This window comes from Otariodibacter sp., from assembly GCF_029256985.1.
GTDB lineage: Bacteria > Pseudomonadota > Gammaproteobacteria > Enterobacterales > Pasteurellaceae > Otariodibacter.
This window is the reverse complement of record NZ_JARIDQ010000086.1, coordinates 23316-41553: the sequence shown is the minus strand read 5'-3', so window position 1 is coordinate 41553 and position 18238 is coordinate 23316. Positions and strand designations below refer to the sequence as shown.

The following is an 18238-nucleotide window of genomic DNA, read 5'->3' as shown; positions in this document are numbered from 1 at the left end:
GAATATAGTCTATATTGTGCAGTAATTGTGAAGAAAGTTGATGAGAAAACACGTGGTAAAGTTGGAATCAACGAATTACTACGTTCTATCGAGGAATAAGTAAAATTAGAAATGGAATGTTTGACATTCCATTTTTAGTTTTAAAGGTAGAAGAAGAATGAAATATGTCTTTTTTGATATCGATGGAACTCTGCATAAAGAAGATATTTTTACAGCATTTATCTACTATCTAATTAGAAAAAGCTATTGCAACGCTTGTGTATTTTTTCCATTTATTTTGATTGGATTTTTGCTACATAAAATGTCACCTACTGGAAAATTGGAATAAACCTAGTTTTCTTCTTTCTTGGTGTCGGTAGTTCAGTACAAAAACGATTTGAGTATGCGGAAAATTTTTCCATGACTTTTACTTACCATCCTTTTTCTAATGTAGTGGCAAAATTTTCTGAATATCTAAATATGGGATATCATGTCGTGCTTATTTCAGGTAGCCCTAAAATACTTATTCAAAAAATTTATAAAGGATGGTTAGAACATAACAATATTACTCTTATTGCATCAGAGTTATCTTTAAATGATTTTAAATTACATACACGTTGTATGGCTCATCATAAGTTGTATATGTTAGATGAGCATTTTCAACAAACTATTTATTTTGAAGCAGGATATTCGGATAGTTTATCTGATAAGCTTGTTTTTACACGTTGTAAATCCTGTTTTCAAGTGACAGAAAAAGGAATTATTGAGTCACTATCAATTCTTCATTAATGAATTTACAAAATAATATAACAATCTAACCGCTTGTATTTTAATTAGTTATATCCTTAATTATAATTTTACGAGCTTATTAATATAACGAGATATTATGGGATTATTTACATCTATTTTTATCATTTTTGCACTCATTGTAATGAGTTCAATAATTTCTTCTGCCGAGATTTCGCTAGCAGGAGCGAGGAAGCTTAAGTTACAAAATTTAGCTAATGAGGGTAATATAAAAGCTCAAAGAATTTTGGATCTACAAGAACATCCCGGCCAATTTATTACCGTTGTACAAATTGGATTAAATATGGTCGCTATTTTAGGTGGGATGGTTGGCGAAGCTTCTATTACCCCTTACATTTACCGATTTTTAACTGAATATAGTCAAGCAGATTGGCTACAAAGTGCCGCATCATGGATCTCTTTTACATTAGTGACTGTCGCTTTTATTTTATTTGCTGATCTTATGCCTAAGCGCATGGCAATGGCTGATCCCGAAAAGGTTGGATTACGATTAGTGAATATTATTATATTTATTATTATCGTGTTTAAGCCTTTTGTTATACTCTTTGATAGTATCGCAAATCTATTGTTTAAATTGTTGGGTATTTCAACTATTAGACAAGATAATATGACCTCAGATGATATTCTTGCAATGATGGATGCAGGAGCAGAAGCAGGTGTTTTAAAAACCCAAGAGCATTACTTGATTGAAAATATTTTAGATATGCAACAAAGAACAGTTACTTCAACAATGACTACTCGGGAGCATATTATCTTTTTAGATCGCTCTTTTACTCGTCAAGAAGTATTAGAAACCTTACAAAAAGATTCACATTCAAAAGTACTCATTTCGGATGGTGGTATTGATAAAATATTAGGCTATGTTGAGTCTCACACGTTGCTTACTCTCTATCTTCAATCAGAAACAGTATCACTAACTGATAATCGTATATTACGCAAAGTACTTTATATTCCTGATACTCTAACTCTTTATGAAGTATTGGAATTATTTAAATCTTCTGGTGAAGATTTTGCTGTCATTATTAATGAATACGCTATCGTTGTAGGTATTGTTACATTAAATGATGTGATGAGTATTGTTATGGGAGAACTCGTTTCAAATGAAGAAGAACAGATTATTCGACGTGATGAAAAATCTTGGTTGATTGAAGGCTCAACACCATTAGCTGACGTTATGCGAGCGTTAGATATTGAAGAATTTCCTCACCAAGAAAATTATGAAACGATCGGAGGATTTATGATGTATATGTTACGTAAAATCCCGAAGAAAACTGATTCTGTTTTATATGGCAAATATAAGTTTGAAATTATTGATACTGAAAATTTTAAAATTGACCAATTAATGGTGTCTTATCGTAAAGATATAGATGTAGATATCAATGTGGAGGAATAATGTCTATTACTATTTATCATAATCCTAAATGTAGTAAATCTCGAGAAACATTAGCATTAATTCGAGAAGCTGGAATTGAGCCAACTATTGTGGAATATTTGAAAACACCAGTAGAACCAGAAACGATTAAACACTTAATTAAAGAAAGTGGTATTAGCATTGATAAAGCCTTAAGAACCGAAGTTGATGCCTATCATCAATATATTGAAGGTCAGGATTTGGCTGAAGATGAAATTATTCAATTAATGTCTGAACATGCTACTTTAATTAACCGTCCTTTTGTCACGAGCGATAAAGGTACTCGTTTTTGCCGTCCGCCAGAGTTAGTGAAAGAATTATTATAGGAAATAGAATGAAAAAGATTTTATTACTTAATGGTCCTAATCTAAATATGCTTGGTAAGCGTGAACCCCATATTTATGGTTCAGATACATTATCTGATATAGAAACTCGCTTACAAAAGCTAGCTTTACAAAAGAATATTGAGTTATCTTATTTTCAAGCGAATGGTGAAGAGCCTATTATTAATCGTATTCATCAGGCTTTTAATGAAGTTGATTTTATCATTATTAATCCAGCAGCATTTACTCATACAAGTGTTGCATTGAGAGATGCAATGCTTGCAGTTTCAATTCCTTTTGTAGAAGTCCATATTTCCAATGTATACGCAAGAGAGCCTTTTCGTCATCATTCGTATTTAAGTGATATTGCTCAAGGGATTATTTGTGGTTTAGGCGTATGTGGATATGAGTATGCCCTAGATTATGCAATCTCATTTTTATCAGAGAAATCATAAACTGATACGATCAGTTGTATAAATTACTTAATTTCGACGAAATTATAAGAATTTCGTCGCATTTTCATTGAAATTCAGGTAACCTTACGCACAGTTTTATCCCTGATGTTTTATGTGGGATATTTATTATTTTAACTTTCAAACGGATCTCATTATGGATATTCGAAAAATCAAAAAACTTATTGAGCTTGTGGAAGAGTCAGGTATTACTGAGTTAGAAGTTTCAGAAGAAGAAGGTACAGTACGAATTAGTCGTTCAGTCCCGGTTTCTTCTGCTACACAATATATTCCAGTTCCTCAAGTCACTCAACCTGTTGCTTTACCAGCTTCTGACCAGATGACTTCTATTGATACCACCACTCAACAAGATGATAGTAAATCAGTTGAGATAAGTGGACATACGGTTTTATCGCCAATGGTAGGTACATTTTATCGTAGCCCTAGCCCAGATGCTTCAGCATTTGTGGAAGTAGGACAAAGCGTAAGTGTAGGTGATACATTGTGTATTGTTGAAGCGATGAAAATGATGAATCGTATTGAATCTGATAAAGCAGGTGTAATTAAAGCGATTTTAGTGCAAGATGGTGAAGCGGTTGAATTTGACCAAAAACTTTTCATTATTGAATAATTTATTTCTTTCATGTGGTCTTTTAGTAAATAATAAGAACGAAGTGACCGCTTGATCAATTAAGGACAGACATTAATGTTAAAAAAAGTTGTCATTGCAAATCGCGGTGAAATTGCATTGCGTATTTTACGTGCTTGTAAAGAGCTTGGTATCACGACAGTAGCAGTTCATTCAACAGCAGATCGTGAGTTAAAACATGTATTGCTTGCCGATGAAACTATTTGTATTGGTCCAGCACCTTCTACAAAAAGTTATTTAAATATTCCTGCCATCATTGCAGCAGCGGAAGTCACCGATGCGGATGCTATCCATCCGGGATATGGCTTTCTTTCAGAAAATGCGAATTTTGCAGAACAAGTAGAAATGTCAGGCTTTACATTTATCGGACCAACTGCCGATGTCATTCGTTTAATGGGAGATAAAGTTTCTGCAATAAATGCAATGAAAAAAGCGGGCGTACCTTGTGTACCGGGTTCTGATGGACCAGTAGGCAGTGATTCTGAAAAAAATAAAGAAATTGCAAATAATATTGGTTACCCTGTTATTATCAAAGCATCGGGTGGTGGCGGTGGTCGTGGTATGCGAGTGGTTCACAAAGAATCGGATCTGGAAGAATCTATTGCAATGACTAAAGCTGAAGCTAAAGCTGCATTTAATAATGATATGGTTTATATGGAAAAATACCTTGAAAATCCTCGCCATATTGAAATTCAAGTGATGGCAGATACGCATGGTAATGCGGTATATCTTGCAGAGCGTGATTGTTCTATGCAACGTCGTCATCAAAAAGTAATTGAAGAAGCGCCAGCACCAGGTATTACCGAAGAGTTACGTAAATTTATTGGTGAACGTTGTGCAAAAGCATGTATTGAAATTGGGTATAGAGGTGCAGGTACTTTTGAGTTCTTATATGAAAATGGTGAATTTTATTTCATTGAAATGAATACCCGTATCCAGGTAGAACACCCTGTTACAGAAATGATCACTGGTGTTGATTTAGTAAAAGAACAACTACGTGTTGCAGCAGGTTTACCACTATCTATTAAACAAGAAGATATTAAAGTACGTGGTCATGCGATAGAATGTAGGATTAATGCAGAAGATCCAGTAAGTTTCTTACCTTCTCCAGGTAAAATCACTCGATTGCATGTACCTGGTGGGTTAGGTGTGCGTTGGGATTCCCATATTTACTCAGGTTACACTGTACCACCGTATTATGATTCAATGATTGCGAAATTGATCACTTATGGTGAGAATCGTGAAATTGCAATTAGACGTATGGAAAATGCGTTATCTGAGACTATTATTGATGGAATAAAAACTAACATTCCACTGCATGAACAGATCTTAGGGGATAAAAATTTCCGTAGAGGAGGTACGAATATCCATTACTTAGAACATAAGCTAGATCTTAAATGACGATAGAGTTTATATGGAGGAAAATAAAAGTCTATCATTGAACTGCACCCCATAAATTAGACCATAATTTATGGGGTATTTTTATGTGTTACGATCTAGCTTTTAAGATTAAAGTTATAGCATATTATAGATAAGGACATACTGGCATTGCCACTGGTAAGAAGTGTAATGTAGATCCAAGCGCATAGCTAAATGGATAAACCAATACCAAAGTGGTGGTATAGACGCAATTGAATTATTTAAAACGTCGCTGCTATGCAAGTGAACACAATAAACGCTAGTTCAAATGAGGCCTTTTAGAAAGACGTTTAAAAAGTATAAAATACGATAAAGTATGAGTAGAAAAGGTAACTGCCTAGATGATGCGTTAATAGAAGGTTTCTTCGCTACAATGAAGTGCGAGACTATCTATATTGAAAAACCTAAAACTATTGAAGCACTGGAAAAGTAAATTTGTAAGTACATTTATTATTACAATTATGAGTGTATTCAATTTAAATTTAAAGGACTGAGTTCTGTGAAGTACAGAATTCAGTCCTTAAGATCAACTTAAGCTATCCAAGATTTTGAGGGCAGTTCATATTTGATAGCTTTTTTGTTTATTCGTTAATTAAAATAACTTACTAGATGTATCGAATAATGTTTGGCAGAATGGACGACGAAGGGTTGTGATTGCTTCAATAATATCATGATGAACTAAATCTCCATTTTGAATACCTACACAACGGCCTTTGTAACCATTAATCAATAATTCAACCGCATAAACCCCCATACGTGAAGCAAGAATGCGGTCGAATGCACATGGTGAACCTCCACGTTGTGTATGACCTAACACTGTTGCACGAGTTTCATGGCCAAAACGTTTTTCGATTTCTCTTGCAAGAGCATGAACATCAGTGATCATTTCAGTAATTGCTATAATCGCATGACGTTTACCTTTCTGTAATCCTTCTTCGATGCTTACCATTAATGCATCTTTATCGAATTCTTTTTCTGGTACAATGATATATTCACATCCGCCAGCTAATGCTGCATTTACGGTTAAATCACCACAGTGACGTCCCATAATTTCAACAATAGAAATACGTTGGTGAGATGTTGAAGTATCTCTTAAACGGTCAATAGCTTCAAGCGCAGTGCCTAAGGCTGTTTGGAATCCGATGGTATAGTCGGTTCCTGCTACATCATTATCGATAGTTCCTGGTAAGCCAATACATGCAATACCATGTTCTTCTGTGAGAAGTTTAGCTCCCATATAAGATCCATCACCACCTATAACAACAAGTCCATCGATTTCGTATTTTCTTAATGTTTCAATAGATTTTTTACGAACTTCAGGATCTTTAAATTCGGGAAAACGTGCAGAACCAAGAAATGTTCCTCCACGATTGATTATGTCAGAGACTGAGCGGCGTTCCAATTTGATTAAGTTATCGTGGTATAAACCGTAATACCCATCTTTAATGCCATAGACTTCCAATCCTTCACTTAAAGCAGCTCTCACTACACCACGAATAGCAGCATTCATACCTGGTGCGTCACCACCACTTGTTAAAACAGCGATTTTTTTTACCATACAAACACCCCAAATAATTAAATTTTTAAAATAAATTGAAAACGCCCCAAAGGTTACAGTATTCTACTTTTTCGTTCTAGCAGAAATTAAGATAATTTCACTATTTTTTGATCTGAATGAATTAATCTTGTAACAACTGTAATGCGAAATTTAACGCATTGAAAAAGCGGTTAATATCATCTTCTGTATTATAATGAGCAAGAGAAATACGTAGTGTACCCGTTTTGTCTAAATATCGCAGATAAGGTTTTGCACAATGCATTCCTGTTCGTAAAGCAATTTTTTGTTCGGCTAGTATTGTTGCAATATCGGCATGATGATGATTACTAAAATTAAAACTTATTGTTGGAGTAATATTGCTGGGTTTCAATATCTGTATATTGGTATATTGTTGTAGCTGATTTTGGAATTTTTCCGCTAATTGGTAGAGTGATTTATTCAAACTATTGAAATTCCATTTATCCAACCATGCCAACACTTTTCCAAAACCAATAATACCAGCAATATTAGGAGTGCCTGCTTCTAATCGGTATGGGAGGTCAGCTAATGTAAGGTTTTGCTCCGTAATATCTGTGAGCATTTTCCCTCCAAAGAATAGCGGTCGGATCGTAGCTAAACTTTGTAATTTCCCCATTAGCACACCAACTCCTGTTGGCCCATACATTTTATGTGCAGAGAAAGTGTAAAAATCTGCATCTAATTGTTGAATATCAATTTGCTCTGAATTTACTGCTTGAGCTATATCCAATAAAATTTTTGCAGAACTTTTGGCTCGGATAATTGGGATTAATTGTTCAACAGGTTGGCGGACTCCTGTTACATTCGAAACCAAATTAAAAGCAACAATCTTTGTTTTTGCAGACAAAGCTTCACTCAATACATTGGCATCAATGCAATAATTTTCATCAACAGGTAATACGATTAATTTTGCCTTTTTTCGTTCAGCTAATTGTTGCCAAGGAATAAAATTGGCGTGATGTTCTGCGATGGAAACAATGATCTCATCACCTGCTTGAATCTCATCAGATAATCCTTGTGCGACCAGATTAATGGAATGTGTTGTGCCACTGGTCCAAATTACAGCATCTCTAGATTCTACATTAAATCGTTTGGCAACAAGATCACGAGCCATTTCATAGGCATCCGTTTGTGCTAAATCATATTGGCTGCGATGTACAGAGCCTGCGGATTGATAAAATGCTATTGTCTCATCAATTAATACTTGAGGTTTGAGGGTTGTTGCTGCTGAGTCTAAATAGACCCAGTTTGATTCATTTTTAAAGAAAGGAAAATGTGAGCGAAAGTCTGAATTTATCATTTATTTTGTGCCTTACGATAGAGTTTGTTGCAAGGAATGCCATCGTTATTCCCATCGAGAGCTTTCCATCCACATTGTTTGAAATATTGCACTGCCAGTCCATAATCCCCAATTTTTTTGCAACTTAGTTGATGGGAACAATCAATATTTGAGTTGGTAAGCGGTCTGTTTGTTGAATTTTTTTGCAAATTTTTACTTGAATGTGACCGCTTGTTCTTACGCCAGTCTGCTGGATTGATCGGGTTTGGATCTTGCCATAATCCAATTCTTGCTAGACGTGCTTGTTGTTCCGCTTGTTGATATATCGGCTTGGTTTTGTAATAAGCCCAAGCCATTCCTTGTTCAACAAGTGCTAAGTTAATATTTCTTTGTTTTTCATCATAAATCACACCTAATAGACGATGGTATTGATCATATCCAGTACTGACAACATTCACTTCTTTTTTTAAGACTAGTTTTGCTAATACTTGTTTAGCCTTATTGCTAAAAGATTGTTTGTATTCAGGTGCATCAATATAAAGTAAGCGAACTCTAATTTCTGATTTTTGATATAAACAGATTAATGTATCGCCATCAATGACTCCAACTACTTTACACTGAATTCCTTGTTGTTTGGCAGATAATTGACTACTTAAAAAGATAAAAATAAAAAATAATGTTAAATTTTTGATGTTTTTTAGAATCAAATCCATATAAAAAACCAGTCGTATCTTAAAAAATAGAATTTTATTTTGTTAAATGGTGAGTTTACCTATTGCTATTATAAAAATCTTGTGATTAAAATCATAACGTCTAAGTTTATATCAACTATTTTAGTTTAAGCACTTTAGGAAGCTATTATGACACAACAAATAGAATACGTATCAAATTGGAAGTCAAAAATTTCAGCTATGGGCCCCGGTATCTTGCTAGCATCAGCCGCAATTGGTGGCTCACATCTTGTTGCCTCTACTCAAGCGGGGGCAATTTATGGATGGCAACTAGCTATAATTATTATTCTCGCTAACCTCTTTAAGTATCCTTTTTTCCGTTTTGGTGCACAATATACTTTAGCATCAAATAAAACATTATTAGCAGGATATAAGGAAAAAGGAAGATTGTATCTTTGGATCTTCTTTATTTTGAATGTGTTTGCAACAGTAGTAAATGTCGCTGGTGTAGGAATTGTTACTGCTGCTATTTTAAGCTTTATTTTACCTCAAGAACTAAGGTTAGGGATTTCTTTATTGAGTATTATTGTGATTGCTATTACGTGGGGGATTTTGTTGTTAGGCAAATACCGTTTTTTGGATAAGCTTTCTAAATGGATTATGACAGCTTTAACTATTTCTACTTTGATTGCCGTTGTTATTGCGGCGTTTAAAACAAGAGAATATATACCTGATTTTATTGAACCATCGCCTTGGAATTTAGCTTCTTTAGCTTTTATTGTAGCTTTAATGGGATGGATGCCTGCACCGATCGAGTTTTCCGCAATTAATTCAATGTGGGTAATTGCGAAAAAACGTTTCACTAAAATAGCATATCGTGATGGATTGTTTGATTTTAATATTGGATATATTAGCTCTGCTGTGTTGGCTTTAGTCTTTCTTGCATTAGGAGCATTGGTGCAGTATGGCTCTGGTGAGGTGGTTGAGCAAGCAGGAGTTAAATATATTGCTCAATTAATCAAAATGTATGCTTTTGCAATTGGCGATTGGGCTAGATTGCTTATTGCCCTTATTGCGTTTATGTGCATGTTTGGTACTACAATTACGGCTGTTGATGGCTATTCTCGTGCAAATGCAGAGACATTTCGGCTACTTAGAAATAAAGTAGATAGCTCACAGCATTCATTAAATATTTGGATCACTATTGCTTCTATTGTGGGAATTATTATTACGACTATGTTTATGGGAAATGTGGCGAGTTTATTGAGTTTTGCAATGATTGCCTCTTTTGTTTCAACCCCTATTTTCGCATGGTTAAATCTTTCGCTTGTGTTGAAAGGTGAACATAAGGTAAGTGGTGGATTATTTTGGTTATCGATTATTGGCCTAGTTTATCTTTCTGCTTTTGCTATTTTCTTTATTATTTATCAGCTTGGATTACTAAATTAATTTATGTTTTTGTGCTAGGAGAGCTAGGAGTAACGGATCGTTTAGCCACAAATATATTAATAAGCTAATCTAGCAATATTTTTTATTATAAAATTCATCAGGTTATTGTCTACTATTGAGTGATTGAACCTGATGAAATTTTTAGAAGAAATATAGTTCGATAAAAGTTATTGCTAGACTTAGATTAGAAAGGGTAAATAGTGTCATAAATTAGTAAGAAAAGTCACTATTCTAGTATTCTATAAAAATAAGGAAAGCTTTTTACTTGTGTTGGAGCTAAAAAAGCTTTTATGAAAAATAAAATGATATTAAAAGAATCCAAAATTTTTGGAGTGGAATAATCAAGCCTACAACTCAGTTATACAAATATTGATTCTTAGCACATTTAACTCATGCCTTTTTGATTCATCTCATTTAATTAAATCCACCATTACCTCTTGAGTCTTTTTGTATACTATTGTACTATTCAAATAGTTTAATAATACAATTAAACTAAAATAGATTAGCCAATATGCTAGTTTAGAAAAATAAAGATAACTCATTGTAATTAAAAATTTTCATAGAAAACTCATTAGATTTCTGCGTTAGAAGTAACAGCATGTTCTGATGTAGATATATGCAAAGTTCAAACTAATTTGGTGATTGAATGTGATGAAGTTTTGATGAAAAGTAGAACTCGATGAAAGTTATTTTGGAGACCTGAAAAAGGCAAATGAAGTCATGGAATAGCAGGAAAATTCGCTATTTTTGGTATTCTAAAAAGACAAGGTAAAGGCTTTACTGTTGTCATAGGAAATGCAGAGATAGAAATATGACTTCCAGCTATAAAAAGGAAAATTAAGGAAGTTATTATGATGCAACAAAATAAACCTGTATCAACTTGGAAAACAAAATATTCAGCTATGGGACCCGGCATATTAATGGCATCAGCAGCTGTTGGCGGTTCACATCTTATTGCTTCAACTCAAGCAGGAGCAATTTATGGTTGGCAATTAGCTATAATTATCCTTCTTGTTAATATCTTTAAATATCCTTTTTTACGTTTTGGAGCACAATACACTTTATCGTCCAAAAAAACGTTATTAGAAGGCTATAAAGAAAAAGGAAAATTATATTTGTGGGTTTTCTTCCTTTTAAATGTATTTTCAGCAGTAGTAAGCACTGCAGGAGTAGGAATTGTTACTGCTGCTATTTTGAGTTTTATTTTACCTTCTGATATAGGATTAAGCATAACTTCATTAAGTATCATGGTGATTGTTATTACATGGGGGATGTTATTACTAGGGAAATATCGCTTCTTAGATAAGTTTTCTAAATGGATTATGGGCGCATTAACTATTTCTACTGTTATTGCTGTGGTAGTCGCCTTGTTTAAAACAAGGGAGTATGCGCCTGATTTTATTGAACCATCACCTTGGAATTTGGCTTCGCTAGCTTTTATTGTAGCTTTAATGGGATGGATGCCTGCACCAATTGAAGTTTCAGTCATAAATTCAATGTGGATTACTGCAAAAAAGCGTTTTACAAAGATTTCTTATCAAGATGGGGTGTTTGATTTCAATATTGGATATATCTGTTCTACTGTTTTAGCCTTAGTTTTTCTTGCATTGGGAGCTTTGGTACAATATGGTTCTGGAGAGGTTGTTGAACAAGCTGGCGTTAAATATATTGCACAATTAATCAAAATGTATGCATTCGCAATTGGTGATTGGTCTAAATTACTTATCGCTTTTATTGCTTTGATGTGTATGTTTGGCACAACGATTACTGTCATTGATGGTTATTCTCGAGCAAATGCGGAGGCTTTCCGTTTACTTCGTAATAAAGTTGATAGCTCACAAACGTTACTTAATATCTGGGTGACTATCGCCTCTATTATTGGGATTATAATCATTACTATGTTTATGGGAAATGTGGCTAATTTATTACGTTTTGCCATGATTGTATCTTTTGTGTCTACACCTATCTTTGCATGGCTAAATTTCTCACTTGTGCTGAAAGGCGAACATAAGGTTCGTGGCGGATTATTTTGGTTATCTATTGTGGGGGTAATCTATCTTTCAGCATTTGCGATTTTCTTTATTGTTTATCAATTCGGATTATTAAATTAGAACATTTTGTTAAGCGGTTAATTAAGCGGTTAGTTAGTTGCAAAAATTTGTAAATAACTAACCATTTATTTTTTCTAATACTTGAAAAACTAGCATTTCTGAGTATAATTCGTCCGTTCAGTCACATTCTTTTTTTAATCCTTGCTTCCACAAGTTGGTGACTGGCTGCAGTTGGAAGCTGTTAACCCGTAAGGATCAGTAATGCGTCACTACGAAATCGTTTTTATGGTTCATCCGGACCAAAGCGAACAAGTACCTGGTATGATCGAACGTTATACCGCTTCAGTTAAAGAAGCAGGCGGTCAAGTTCATCGTTTAGAAGATTGGGGTCGTCGTCAATTAGCATACCCAATCAACAAACTTCACAAAGCACACTATGTGTTAATGAATGTAGAAGCACCTCAAAGTGTAATCGACGAGCTAGAAACTAACTTCCGTTACAACGATGCAGTTCTTCGTAACTTAATCGTTCACACTAAAAATGCTGTAACTGAAGCCTCACCAATGGCGAAAGCTAAAGATGAGCGTAAAGCTCCTGAAGTTGTTGCTGAAGTTGAAGCAGAGGATGCAGGCGAATAATTCGTCTATTGATAATTGTTTAATATTAACTGGCAGTATTGCAAGTGTAATTAAACAAAGCCGAAGCCCAATTGGTATTCCAAATTATCGCTTTTGGTTAGAACATAGTTCAAAACAAAAAGAAGTCAATTTAGAACGTCAAGCATGGTGCAAAATCCCAGTGATTTTAGCCGGCGATCAATTTAGTATAATAGCCCAACAAATAAAGGTCGGTATGAGAGTGAGAGTAAAAGGATTCCTACATTCTCACAAAGATTATAATGGTTTACATCAGTTAGTATTGCATACCGAACAGATTGAATTTATAGATTAGGAGAAGCCAAAATGGCACGTTATTTCCGTCGTCGTAAGTTCTGCCGTTTCACAGCGGAAAATGTTGTTGAAATCGATTACAAAGATATCGCTACATTAAAGAACTACATTTCAGAAAGCGGCAAGATTGTTCCAAGCCGTATCACAGGTACTCGTGCGAAGTATCAACGTCAATTAGCTCGTGCAATTAAGCGTGCACGCTACCTTGCGTTACTTCCATACACTGACAATCATCAGTAATAAGAGAGGAAGAGTACAATGCAAGTTATTTTATTAGACAAAGTAGCGCATCTTGGTACAGTTGGTGACCAAGTTAGCGTAAAATCAGGTTTTGCTCGTAACTACTTAATCCCTCAAGGTAAAGCAGTAATGGCAACTCCAGCAAATATTGCTCATTTTGAAGCACGCCGTGCAGAATTAGAAGCTAAAGCTGCTGAAGTATTAAGTGTAGCTCAAGCCCGTGCAGAATCAGTTGCAAATTTAGCAACAATTATTATCACTTCAAAAGCTGGTGATGATGGTCGTTTATTTGGTTCTGTTGGTGCTCGTGATATTGCTGATGCAGTATCTAATGCAGGAGTTGAAGTAGCTAAAAGTGAAGTTCGCCTTTCTGAAGGTGCTTTGCGTGCAGTAGGTGAATATGAAATCAAACTTCATTTACACCCAGAAGTAAACGCAGTAGTTACTATTAACATTGTTGCAGAATAAGCAAAATTATTAAGTTAAATACCTAGTAGAATATTACTAGGTATTTTTTTATCTTAATTATCTCCTATTGGTTGATAGTTTGTGTATATTTTTATTATTTATTTTTATATTTTTAAGAACTATAATACAGAAAATACATTAACGTATTGATATATTCAATTAGGAGAGGTTATGAAAAGTATCTATCATGCAGCAGATTCTCGCGGTAAAGCGAATCATGGTTGGTTGAAGAGTAATCATACATTTAGTTTTGCAAACTATTATGATCCAGATCGTTTAGGTTTTGGTGCATTACGTGTAATTAATGATGATCATGTAATTGCGGGTGAAGGATTTGGAACGCATCCGCATAACAATATGGAAATTATTTCTATTCCTCTTGAAGGCGATCTTGCTCATAAAGATAGCATGGGTAATGGAACAACTATTCGTAATGGTGATATTCAAGTAATGTCTGCAGGTACGGGTGTTGTTCATAGTGAAATGAACGCTAATCAAGATAGAGATGTTAAATTTTTACAAATTTGGGTATTCCCAAATAAACGTAATGTTCAGCCTCGTTATCAACAAATGAAAATTGCTGATCAAGCGAAGCCAAATGATTTCCAACAAATATTATCTCCAAATCCTGATGATGATGGTGTATGGATTTATCAAGATGCGTGGTTCTCATTAGCTAAGTTTGATAAGGATGTAAGTAAAACATATAACTTGCATAAAGATAACACAGGCGTGTATGTTTTCGTGATCAAAGGAAAAGCAAAAATAGGTGACAAAGAATTAAATGAACGTGATGGTTTAGGTGTTTGGGATGTGAAAAATCTAGATGTAACAGCCTTAACTGATGCAGAAATTCTTTTGATTGAAGTACCAATTGTCTAGTAAACAAGTTATAGAATATATCAGAATTAATTTGATAAATTATATCAAAGAGTATATCAGGTAAAAATGATTGGTAGTACTTATATTATGTAAGTATCCACCAACTACATTTAAAGATGATCGCTTAAGCGATTAGTAAGTTTGATTTACATTTAATTTTTAGTTACTGAAGATATTTTATTATAGACTGGGTATTTATAACGTCGAATATTATTTTTGTATTCGTATTTATGAATTTTTAACTTATGACAAAATAGACAATTTTTCATATATAAATTAAAAAAGTGGGTTAAAACCTTGTGTTATAAGGATTTAGCCCACTTTTTGCTATGTTTTTGTTTATTATGTTATTTTAGTTCTTTTTAGTTTTTTCTATTTCGTCTAATTTCACTATAGCACCTTGAACTGTTTGCTGTATTTCTAAAGAAATAAGCCCTTGTATAAGCAGTTTGGTATCTTCAACTTTAGATAAGATAACATTTCCTTCATTATTAAAATAGTCTTGTTCTCTTAGTGTTTTACTGAAGGTAGTAAATAATGCTTTATCAAAGAATTCGGGAGCATTAATACCATGTAAAACAGACATACGCTGAGCGACTGAACGACTTTCTTTTTCTAAATCATTTCGGCTAATTTCAGGTTGTTCTAGTAGAATGCTAAGACTGATATAATAACGTTGCAGTAGTTCTCTAATACCAGCCGCATGCAATTGCAATGCTCGTAATCTATGTCGATTAATTAAAAACATTTCACTTTCATTTTGAATTAAATTTTGTCTAATAAATTCAGTTAAAATTGCTTCAATATATTCATATATTTGTTTTTTTTCAAAATGTAGGAATAATTCAGCTTTTAAGAAAGGATAAATATATTTTACACTCTGCATAATAAGATCTTTAGAAACGACTTCATGATGCAATATGATACTAGCAACTAATGATGGTAATACAAACAAATGTTGAATGTTATTACGATAATAAGTCATTAAAATTGCAGATTGACGATCAAGACGAATAATTTCACCAAAATTATCTGTCTCTGAAATAACGCCAGAGCGAGGTAATGTGAGTACATGTTCTAGTAATTCTTCAGGCGGTTCTGTTGGTAGCGTGACATATTGCGTATAAGGTACAGCCTTGAATAGATCTATATAACTAGATATTTGTTCAATTAATTGTTCCTTAGTAACAGAACGCTGACGAGTAGCAAGTAAAATTGAACCGATTAAATTTTTCGCATTTACTGCTGCTGCATTATTAATATTTACCATTACTTGATGAGATAGAGATTCAACTGCATCGCTGAGCCATTTAGGACGATCTAGATCAAGTGGCGATTTCCAATCAGGAAAATGCAAATTCAGATAATTATTTAGTTGAATTGGTTCCCCAAAATTCACAAATCCTTGTCCTAAATTACGTAGTTTTTTGATAACACGTAATACAAGACCTGCATTTTCTTTTTCTTTTGCTGCACCACGTAATTCTTTCGCATAAGTGTCAACTTCTAAAACATGTTCATATCCAATATAAACAGGTACAATACTGATAGGGCGGGTTAGACCACGTTGTAAAGCTTGAATTGTCATGGACATCATTCCAGTTTTTGGTTCAAGTAATCGACCTGTACGAGATCGTCCACCTTCAATAAAATATTCAACAGAATACCCTCGATAAAAAAGTTCTGCTAAATATTCACGAAATACAGTGGCATAAAGACGATTACCTTTAAAAGTTCTGCGAATAAAAAAGGCTCCCCAGCTACGAAATAATGGTCCAGCAGGCCAGAAATTAAGATTTATTCCTGCTGCAATATGAGGTGGTACTAATCCTTGATGATAAAGAATATATGAGAGAAGCAAATAATCCATATGGCTACGGTGGCTAGGAACATAAACGAGTTCATGTCCTTCTAATGCTAATTTTCGAACTCTTTCTGCGTATTGTACATTAATACCTTGATATAGTTTATTCCAAAGCCAACCTAATACTCTATCTATGGTACGTAAGCTTTCATGCCTTACATGTGCAGCAATTTCATTGAGCATTTTTTCGGCTTCTTTTTGTGCTTTTTCTAAAGAATTTTTAGGTTTTTTTGATTCTTCTTCAATAGCATCCAAAATGATAGGAGATTGTAATATTTTATTAAACATTGCTTGCCGATCAGGAAGTCTGGGACCTGTGGCTGAGTAACGTTGTTTGGCAAAATGAATTTTTGCAACACGAGATAATTTCTGAGCAATCGCTTCATCGGTTCCGTGATTTTCTTTCATGTCTCGCAGTGATACTGCTTGTGAGAAACGAACAAAATTATCTCGGCCAAACCAGAGCATAGTAATAATACGTTGGAATGGTCCTAATAGACGTAATACTGGTAGGCCTTTTTCCTTTCCTGGTGCTCGTCCCCATAGTACAGATACAGGGACGACCTGTACGTTTAAATTAGGGCTTGAACTATGTAAATCGAGATAACGATAGAAGAGTGATTCTGTCTCACTTTTAATTTTCTTTGATTTAAAAAATCGCCGGCCTTCATCTAAGAATGCGTAGCGAGGTAATGAATGTTCACCAATTTGGTTATTTTCTAATGGATCGGGTAGATTTAATGTCAAACAGTTCTTTTGCAAGATTAATAAATCTGTCTGAGAAGTGTAAGGTAAGATATAAATAATAGGTTGTTGTAAATTTAGTTCTAATTCAATAGTTGGCTCTGTCGGAATAGGATGTGACTTCACTAATACCGAGAGTGGCAAATTAAGGAGTTTACGATAAAGCTTCATGAAGCTAGACATATTAGTATCCTTTTAAAATGATTGTTTGAGGTTAAATTATTTCCGATTTTATCACAAATTTTATGAATAACATGGATTTTGTTAGTTACAAGCTACTTATTACTGTATATAATGACACTATTTCTGTATATAAAAACAGTGAGGGATTATCATGGCTCGTCAACACTTAACAGCACGACAACAAGAGATATTTGATTTTTTAAAGCAATATATCGAAATGACAGGAATGCCTCCGACTCGTGTTGAAATCGCACGTGAAATTGGATTCAAATCTCCAAATGCGGCAGAAGAACATTTGAAAGCATTAGCAAAAAAAGGCTATATTGAGATTTTATCTGGAACCTCTCGTGGAATAAGAATTCTAGTAGAAGATAATGTAACAAATGATGATGGATTACCTTTGATTGGTAAAGTGGCAGCAGGTGTACCTATTATGGCAATGGAACATATTGAAAATTACTACCCAATCAATGGCTCATTTTTTTCACCTTCTGCTGATTATCTTTTAAAAGTACATGGCAATTCAATGGAAAAAATAGGAATATTGGATGGTGATTTACTTGCAGTTCATCGTACAAGTTCAGCACGCAATGGACAAGTTGTTGTAGCTCGAGTAAATGATGAAGTAACGGTAAAACGCTTAGAAAAAAAATCTAATATGATTTATTTACATCCCGAAAACGATGAGTTAGAACCAATAGTTGTGAACCCTAAAGAGTCTTCTATTGAAATAGAAGGTATTGCGGTTGGGATTATCAGAAATAATACTTGGATGTAAATATTATTGAAAAGCTGTTAAGATCAATCCAAAATGGTCACTCACAAAGAAATATTTTAAGA

The 18238-nt window shown here is 34.1% G+C and carries 18 protein-coding genes and 2 pseudogenes; 16 read left to right on the top strand and 4 right to left on the bottom strand.

Features of this window, described 5'->3' with window-relative positions; genetic code table 11:
• From dapD to Q1J40_RS09170, 8 genes and pseudogenes are all read left to right on the top strand, one after another.
• Positions 1 to 99: pseudogene (gene dapD, locus Q1J40_RS08685) on the top strand (2,3,4,5-tetrahydropyridine-2,6-dicarboxylate N-succinyltransferase); the annotation flags it as partial.
• Positions 100 to 399: 300 nt separating this feature from the next.
• The gene (locus Q1J40_RS08680; protein WP_301099765.1) at positions 400 to 768 is read left to right on the top strand and encodes an HAD family hydrolase; all 369 of its coding nucleotides are present in this window, start codon (positions 400 to 402) and stop codon (positions 766 to 768) included.
• A 97-nt stretch (positions 769 to 865) separates the two neighbouring features.
• Positions 866 to 2179 carry a polyamine export protein PaeA gene (paeA, locus tag Q1J40_RS08675; protein WP_301099764.1) on the top strand — a complete coding sequence of 438 codons (1314 nt, stop codon included), beginning with the start codon at positions 866 to 868 and terminating at the stop codon, positions 2177 to 2179.
• On the top strand, positions 2179 to 2523 hold the full coding sequence (gene arsC / locus Q1J40_RS08670) for an arsenate reductase (glutaredoxin) (protein WP_301099763.1): 345 nt from the start codon (positions 2179 to 2181) through the stop codon (positions 2521 to 2523). Before paeA ends, arsC begins: the two co-directional genes overlap by 1 nt.
• An 8-nt stretch (positions 2524 to 2531) precedes the next feature.
• Positions 2532 to 2975, top strand: coding sequence for a type II 3-dehydroquinate dehydratase (gene aroQ, locus Q1J40_RS08665; RefSeq protein WP_301099762.1), 444 nt, complete (start codon positions 2532 to 2534; stop codon positions 2973 to 2975).
• Positions 2976 to 3129: 154 nt separating this feature from the next.
• Entirely contained in the window at positions 3130 to 3603 is a 474-nt protein-coding gene (gene accB / locus Q1J40_RS08660) for an acetyl-CoA carboxylase biotin carboxyl carrier protein (protein ID WP_301099761.1), read from the top strand.
• Positions 3604 to 3678: 75 nt separating this feature from the next.
• Positions 3679 to 5022 (top strand): acetyl-CoA carboxylase biotin carboxylase subunit, encoded by a 1344-nt coding sequence (gene accC / locus Q1J40_RS08655; RefSeq protein ID WP_301099759.1) that lies wholly within the window; start codon positions 3679 to 3681, stop codon positions 5020 to 5022.
• 451 nt (positions 5023 to 5473) lie between these two features.
• Positions 5474 to 5575: an IS3 family transposase gene (locus tag Q1J40_RS09170; protein ID WP_363321866.1), complete on the top strand. Its 102-nt coding sequence runs from the start codon at positions 5474 to 5476 to the stop codon at positions 5573 to 5575.
• Positions 5576 to 5632: 57 nt separating this feature from the next.
• On the opposite strand, the gene pfkA is transcribed toward Q1J40_RS09170, so the two are convergent.
• The 3 genes from pfkA to Q1J40_RS08640 form a co-directional block, all read right to left on the bottom strand.
• On the bottom strand, positions 5633 to 6598 hold the full coding sequence (gene pfkA, locus Q1J40_RS08650) for a 6-phosphofructokinase (protein ID WP_301099758.1): 966 nt from the start codon (positions 6596 to 6598) through the stop codon (positions 5633 to 5635).
• Positions 6599 to 6719: 121 nt separating this feature from the next.
• Entirely contained in the window at positions 6720 to 7916 is a 1197-nt protein-coding gene (locus tag Q1J40_RS08645) for an aminotransferase class V-fold PLP-dependent enzyme (RefSeq protein WP_301099757.1), read from the bottom strand.
• Entirely contained in the window at positions 7913 to 8608 is a 696-nt protein-coding gene (locus tag Q1J40_RS08640) for a thermonuclease family protein (protein WP_301099756.1), read from the bottom strand. The genes Q1J40_RS08645 and Q1J40_RS08640 overlap by 4 nt, the downstream gene beginning before the upstream one ends.
• A gap of 147 nt (positions 8609 to 8755) precedes the next feature.
• Between Q1J40_RS08640 and Q1J40_RS08635 the strand changes: the two genes are divergently transcribed.
• The 7 genes and pseudogenes from Q1J40_RS08635 (at position 8756) to Q1J40_RS08605 (ending at position 14607) form a co-directional block, all read left to right on the top strand.
• Positions 8756 to 10015: an NRAMP family divalent metal transporter gene (locus tag Q1J40_RS08635; protein WP_301099755.1), complete on the top strand. Its 1260-nt coding sequence runs from the start codon at positions 8756 to 8758 to the stop codon at positions 10013 to 10015.
• Positions 10016 to 10869: 854 nt separating this feature from the next.
• On the top strand, positions 10870 to 12126 hold the full coding sequence (locus Q1J40_RS08630) for an NRAMP family divalent metal transporter (RefSeq protein WP_502306667.1): 1257 nt from the start codon (positions 10870 to 10872) through the stop codon (positions 12124 to 12126).
• A gap of 201 nt (positions 12127 to 12327) precedes the next feature.
• Positions 12328 to 12705 (top strand): 30S ribosomal protein S6, encoded by a 378-nt coding sequence (gene rpsF / locus Q1J40_RS08625; RefSeq protein WP_301099753.1) that lies wholly within the window; start codon positions 12328 to 12330, stop codon positions 12703 to 12705.
• A pseudogene (gene priB, locus Q1J40_RS08620) lies at positions 12680 to 13055 on the top strand (primosomal replication protein N). The gene rpsF and the pseudogene priB overlap by 26 nt, the downstream one beginning before the upstream one ends.
• Positions 13030 to 13257 carry a 30S ribosomal protein S18 gene (gene rpsR, locus Q1J40_RS08615; protein ID WP_005598105.1) on the top strand — a complete coding sequence of 76 codons (228 nt, stop codon included), beginning with the start codon at positions 13030 to 13032 and terminating at the stop codon, positions 13255 to 13257. Before priB ends, rpsR begins: the two are co-directional and overlap by 26 nt.
• An 18-nt stretch (positions 13258 to 13275) precedes the next feature.
• Entirely contained in the window at positions 13276 to 13725 is a 450-nt protein-coding gene (rplI, locus tag Q1J40_RS08610) for a 50S ribosomal protein L9 (RefSeq protein WP_301099737.1), read from the top strand.
• A 171-nt stretch (positions 13726 to 13896) separates the two neighbouring features.
• The gene (locus Q1J40_RS08605) at positions 13897 to 14607 is read left to right on the top strand and encodes a pirin family protein (protein WP_301099736.1); all 711 of its coding nucleotides are present in this window, start codon (positions 13897 to 13899) and stop codon (positions 14605 to 14607) included.
• A 352-nt stretch (positions 14608 to 14959) separates the two neighbouring features.
• Here the strand turns inward: Q1J40_RS08605 and plsB are convergent, their stop codons facing one another.
• The gene (plsB, locus tag Q1J40_RS08600; protein WP_301099735.1) at positions 14960 to 17398 is read right to left on the bottom strand and encodes a glycerol-3-phosphate 1-O-acyltransferase PlsB; all 2439 of its coding nucleotides are present in this window, start codon (positions 17396 to 17398) and stop codon (positions 14960 to 14962) included.
• A 151-nt stretch (positions 17399 to 17549) separates the two neighbouring features.
• Between plsB and lexA the strand changes: the two genes are divergently transcribed.
• The gene (gene lexA / locus Q1J40_RS08595; RefSeq protein ID WP_301099734.1) at positions 17550 to 18176 is read left to right on the top strand and encodes a transcriptional repressor LexA; all 627 of its coding nucleotides are present in this window, start codon (positions 17550 to 17552) and stop codon (positions 18174 to 18176) included.
• The last annotated feature ends 62 nt before the right edge of the window (positions 18177 to 18238 follow it).